The organism is Flavobacterium silvisoli, assembly GCF_004329815.1.
Lineage (GTDB): Bacteria > Bacteroidota > Bacteroidia > Flavobacteriales > Flavobacteriaceae > Flavobacterium > Flavobacterium silvisoli.
Genome location: NZ_SJPE01000025.1, coordinates 1 through 5,346 on the forward strand (window position 1 = coordinate 1; position 5,346 = coordinate 5,346).

General features: G+C 47.6%; 2 tRNA genes and 3 rRNA genes. All 5 read left to right on the top strand.

Going from position 1 to position 5,346, the window contains the following annotated elements:
- The first annotated feature begins 140 nt into the window (after positions 1-140).
- Positions 141-1,657 (top strand): 16S ribosomal RNA (locus tag EZL74_RS12940).
- 89 nt (positions 1,658-1,746) lie between these two features.
- Positions 1,747-1,820: transfer RNA gene (locus EZL74_RS12945), tRNA-Ile, on the top strand.
- A gap of 88 nt (positions 1,821-1,908) precedes the next feature.
- Positions 1,909-1,982: transfer RNA gene (locus EZL74_RS12950), tRNA-Ala, on the top strand.
- Between the two features lie 163 nt (positions 1,983-2,145).
- Positions 2,146-5,028, top strand: a 23S ribosomal RNA gene (locus EZL74_RS12955).
- A gap of 164 nt (positions 5,029-5,192) precedes the next feature.
- Positions 5,193-5,302, top strand: a 5S ribosomal RNA gene (rrf, locus tag EZL74_RS12960).
- The 16S, 23S and 5S rRNA genes sit together here with 2 tRNA genes alongside, the layout of an rRNA operon.
- Positions 5,303-5,346 lie beyond the last annotated feature (44 nt).

Consider the following 5,346-nt stretch of genomic DNA (forward strand, 5'->3'; position numbering starts at 1 on the left):
ACGTTCATAGACATATTGAATTGACAGCCGTCTTAGAAGAGATTTTAAGACAAATAAAAAAGAGAGTAAGAGAATCGAAAGATTTGAACAAGCCTAGCCTTTGTCTATAAAAAAAGCTGCTTTAGTGCAGTAAAAAATATACGATGAAGAGTTTGATCCTGGCTCAGGATGAACGCTAGCGGCAGGCCTAACACATGCAAGTCGAGGGGTAGAAGTTACTTGTAACTTTGAGACCGGCGCACGGGTGCGTAACGCGTATGCAACCTACCTTTTACAGGGGAATAGCCCAGAGAAATTTGGATTAATGCCCCATGGTATATTCGAATGGCATCATTTGATTATTAAAGTTCCAACGGTAAAAGATGGGCATGCGTCCTATTAGCTAGATGGTAAGGTAACGGCTTACCATGGCTACGATAGGTAGGGGTCCTGAGAGGGAGATCCCCCACACTGGTACTGAGACACGGACCAGACTCCTACGGGAGGCAGCAGTGAGGAATATTGGACAATGGGCGCAAGCCTGATCCAGCCATGCCGCGTGCAGGAAGAAGCATCTATGGTGTGTAAACTGCTTTTGTACGGGAAGAAACACTCCTACGTGTAGGAGCTTGACGGTACCGTAAGAATAAGGATCGGCTAACTCCGTGCCAGCAGCCGCGGTAATACGGAGGATCCAAGCGTTATCCGGAATCATTGGGTTTAAAGGGTCCGTAGGCGGTTTATTAAGTCAGTGGTGAAAGCCCGCAGCTCAACTGTGGAACGGCCATTGATACTGATAGACTTGAATTACTGGGAAGTAACTAGAATATGTAGTGTAGCGGTGAAATGCTTAGATATTACATGGAATACCAATTGCGAAGGCAGGTTACTACCAGTGGATTGACGCTGATGGACGAAAGCGTGGGGAGCGAACAGGATTAGATACCCTGGTAGTCCACGCCGTAAACGATGGATACTAGCTGTTGGGAGCAATTTCAGTGGCTAAGCGAAAGTGATAAGTATCCCACCTGGGGAGTACGTTCGCAAGAATGAAACTCAAAGGAATTGACGGGGGCCCGCACAAGCGGTGGAGCATGTGGTTTAATTCGATGATACGCGAGGAACCTTACCAAGGCTTAAATGTAGATTGACAGGTTTGGAAACAGACTTTTCTTCGGACAATTTACAAGGTGCTGCATGGTTGTCGTCAGCTCGTGCCGTGAGGTGTCAGGTTAAGTCCTATAACGAGCGCAACCCCTGTTGTTAGTTGCCAGCGAGTCAAGTCGGGAACTCTAACAAGACTGCCAGTGTAAACTGTGAGGAAGGTGGGGATGACGTCAAATCATCACGGCCCTTACGCCTTGGGCTACACACGTGCTACAATGGCCGGTACAGAGAGCAGCCACTGCGCGAGCAGGAGCGAATCTATAAAACCGGTCTCAGTTCGGATCGGAGTCTGCAACTCGACTCCGTGAAGCTGGAATCGCTAGTAATCGGATATCAGCCATGATCCGGTGAATACGTTCCCGGGCCTTGTACACACCGCCCGTCAAGCCATGGAAGCTGGGGGTACCTGAAGTCGGTGACCGTTAAGGAGCTGCCTAGGGTAAAACTGGTAACTGGGGCTAAGTCGTAACAAGGTAGCCGTACCGGAAGGTGCGGCTGGAACACCTCCTTTCTAGAGACAATAAGAAGGATAGGAATCAAAGAAATCGGATTTTTTACTCTCGCTGTTAATTCAAATAATAAAATAAGCAAAGAAAACAGAGTCTCGTAGCTCAGCTGGTTAGAGTACTACACTGATAATGTAGGGGTCGGCAGTTCGAGTCTGCCCGGGACTACTTTTTTAAGCTTAGAAGGAAATTCTAGGGTTGAGAGGTTATGGATTAACCAATTCATAATTCATAATTCACAATTCATAATTAGATTGGGGGATTAGCTCAGCTGGCTAGAGCGCCTGCCTTGCACGCAGGAGGTCATCGGTTCGACTCCGATATTCTCCACAGATAGTATCAAGACGATAGTATCAAGTATCAAGACAAAATCTTAATACTTAATACTTAAATCTTAATACTGATTAAAGTTCATTGACATATTGAGATAAAAAAATAATAACAAAGTAGAAAGAACACGCTTTCTATACATTAATGTATAGAGGCAAAAGTACAATAAGCAAAATAAGGGCGTATGGGGGATGCCTAGGCTCTCAGAGGCGAAGAAGGACGTGATAAGCTGCGAAAAGCTACGGGGATTGGCACACACGAATTGATCCGTAGATATCCGAATGGGGCAACCCACTATGTTGAAGACATAGTACACCGATAGGTGAGCAAACCCGCTGAACTGAAACATCTAAGTAGGCGGAGGAGAAGAAAACAAAAGTGATTCCGTAAGTAGTGGCGAGCGAACGCGGATTAGCCCAAACCAAAGTTGTTACGGCAATTTTGGGGTTGTAGGACCACGATATTTCTTGCGGATTGAACTGGAACTACCTGGAAAGGTAGACGATACAGGGTGATAGTCCCGTACAGGTAAGAGAAGATAAGGATAGTGGTATCCTGAGTAGGGCGGGGCACGTGAAACCCTGTCTGAATTTGGCGGGACCATCCGCTAAGGCTAAATACTCCTGAGAGACCGATAGTGAACCAGTACCGTGAGGGAAAGGTGAAAAGAACCGTGAATAACGGAGTGAAATAGATCCTGAAACCATACGCTTACAAGCGGTCGGAGCCCACAAGTTGGGTGACGGCGTGCCTTTTGCATAATGAGCCTACGAGTTAACGTTGCTGGCGAGGTTAAGCTATTAAGTAGTGGATCCGTAGCGAAAGCGAGTCTGAATAGGGCGCTTTAGTCAGTAGTGTTAGACGCGAAACCGTGTGATCTACCCATGGGCAGGATGAAGCTGTGGTAACACATAGTGGAGGTCCGAACCGGTTGACGTTGAAAAGTCTTCGGATGACCTGTGGGTAGGGGTGAAAGGCCAATCAAACTCGGAAATAGCTCGTACTCCCCGAAATGCATTTAGGTGCAGCGCTGGTTATAAGTTATATAGAGGTAGAGCTACTGATTGGATGCGGGGGCTTCACCGCCTACCAATTCCTGACAAACTCCGAATGCTATATAATGTTTACCAGCAGTGAGGGCATGGGTGCTAAGGTCCATGTCCGAGAGGGAAAGAACCCAGACCATCAGCTAAGGTCCCCAAATGTATGCTAAGTTGAAAAAACGAGGTTTGTCTGCCCAGACAGCTAGGATGTTGGCTTGGAAGCAGCCATTCATTTAAAGAGTGCGTAACAGCTCACTAGTCGAGCGGACGAGCATGGATAATAATCGGGCATAAGTATACTACCGAAGCTATGGATTTACAGTTTACTGTAAGTGGTAGGGGAGCATTCTAACAGGGTTGAAGGTGTATCGTAAGGTATGCTGGACTGGTTAGAAAAGAAAATGTAGGCATAAGTAACGATAATGCGGGCGAGAAACCCGCACACCGAAAGACTAAGGTTTCCTCAGCTATGCTAATCAGCTGAGGGTTAGTCGGGTCCTAAGGCGAACCCGAAAGGGACAGTCGATGGCCAACGGGTTAATATTCCCGTACTTGTATTAGTTGTGATGGGGTGACGGAGTGATGAAAGTACCGCCAACTGACGGAATAGTTGGTTAAAGCACCTACCTATAAGAGCCGCAGGCAAATCCACGGCTTTTGGGGAAATGCGATAGTACTCGGAGCCTTCGGGCAAAGAGATAGTGTACCTAAGGGCTTCCAAGAAAAACCTCTAAACTTAGATTAATACAACCCGTACCGTAAACCGACACAGGTAGTCGAGGAGAGAATCCTAAGGTGCTCGAGAGATTCATGGCTAAGGAATTAGGCAAAATAGACCTGTAACTTCGGGAGAAAGGTCGCCCCGAGCAATCGGGGCCGCAGTGAAAAGGTCCAGGCGACTGTTTATCAAAAACACAGGGCTCTGCAAAATCGTAAGATGAGGTATAGGGCCTGACACCTGCCCGGTGCTGGAAGGTTAAGAGGAGATGTTATCTTCGGAGAAGCATTGAATTGAAGCCCCAGTAAACGGCGGCCGTAACTATAACGGTCCTAAGGTAGCGAAATTCCTTGTCGGGTAAGTTCCGACCTGCACGAATGGTGTAACGATCTGGACACTGTCTCAGCCATGAGCTCGGTGAAATTGTAGTATCGGTGAAGATGCCGATTACCCGCAGTGGGACGAAAAGACCCTGTGCACCTTTACTATAGCTTAGTATTGGTCTTGGATAAGTGATGTGTAGGATAGGTGGGAGACTGTGAAGTGGCGTCGCCAGGCGTTGTGGAGTCATTGTTGAAATACCACCCTTTGCTTATCTGAGGTCTAACCCCGCGAATGTGGGGGACATTGCTTGGTGGGTAGTTTGACTGGGGTGGTCGCCTCCAAAAGAGTAACGGAGGCTTCTAAAGGTTCCCTCAGCACGCTTGGTAACCGTGCGTAGAGTGCAATGGCATAAGGGAGCTTGACTGAGAGACATACAGGTCGATCAGGTACGAAAGTAGAGCATAGTGATCCGGTGGTTCCGCATGGAAGGGCCATCGCTCAAAGGATAAAAGGTACGCCGGGGATAACAGGCTGATCTCCCCCAAGAGCTCATATCGACGGGGGGGTTTGGCACCTCGATGTCGGCTCGTCACATCCTGGGGCTGGAGAAGGTCCCAAGGGTTGGGCTGTTCGCCCATTAAAGTGGCACGCGAGCTGGGTTCAGAACGTCGTGAGACAGTTCGGTCTCTATCTACTGTGGGCGTTAGAAATTTGAGTGGATCTGATTCTAGTACGAGAGGACCGAATTGGACAAACCTCTGGTGTATCTGTTGTTCCGCCAGGAGCACCGCAGAGTAGCTACGTTTGGAAGGGATAAGCGCTGAAAGCATATAAGCGCGAAACCCACCACAAGATGAGATTTCTTTTAAGGGTCGTTGAAGATGACAACGTTGATAGGCTATAGGTGTAAAGGCAGTAATGTCATAGCCGAGTAGTACTAATAACCCGTAAGCTTATGTACGTGGCTTGCTCCCTGAAAAGGGAGCAGCGCTCTTTGTTAAACTTTGTTTTTTTCTTTATCTCAGTATGTTAAGATATTAGCGGCTATGCCGCGGTTGATAGTTGATGGTTAGTAGTTGATGGAAACACCAACAACCAAGAACCAACAACCGACAACCAAAAGCTTAAGGTGGTTATTGCGTCGGGGCTCACCTCTTCCCATCTCGAACAGAGAAGTTAAGTCCGACTGCGCAGATGGTACTGCAGTAATGTGGGAGAGTATGTCGCCGCCTTTTTTTGGAAACCCTTACTAGAAATAGTAAGGGTTTTTTGTTTTATG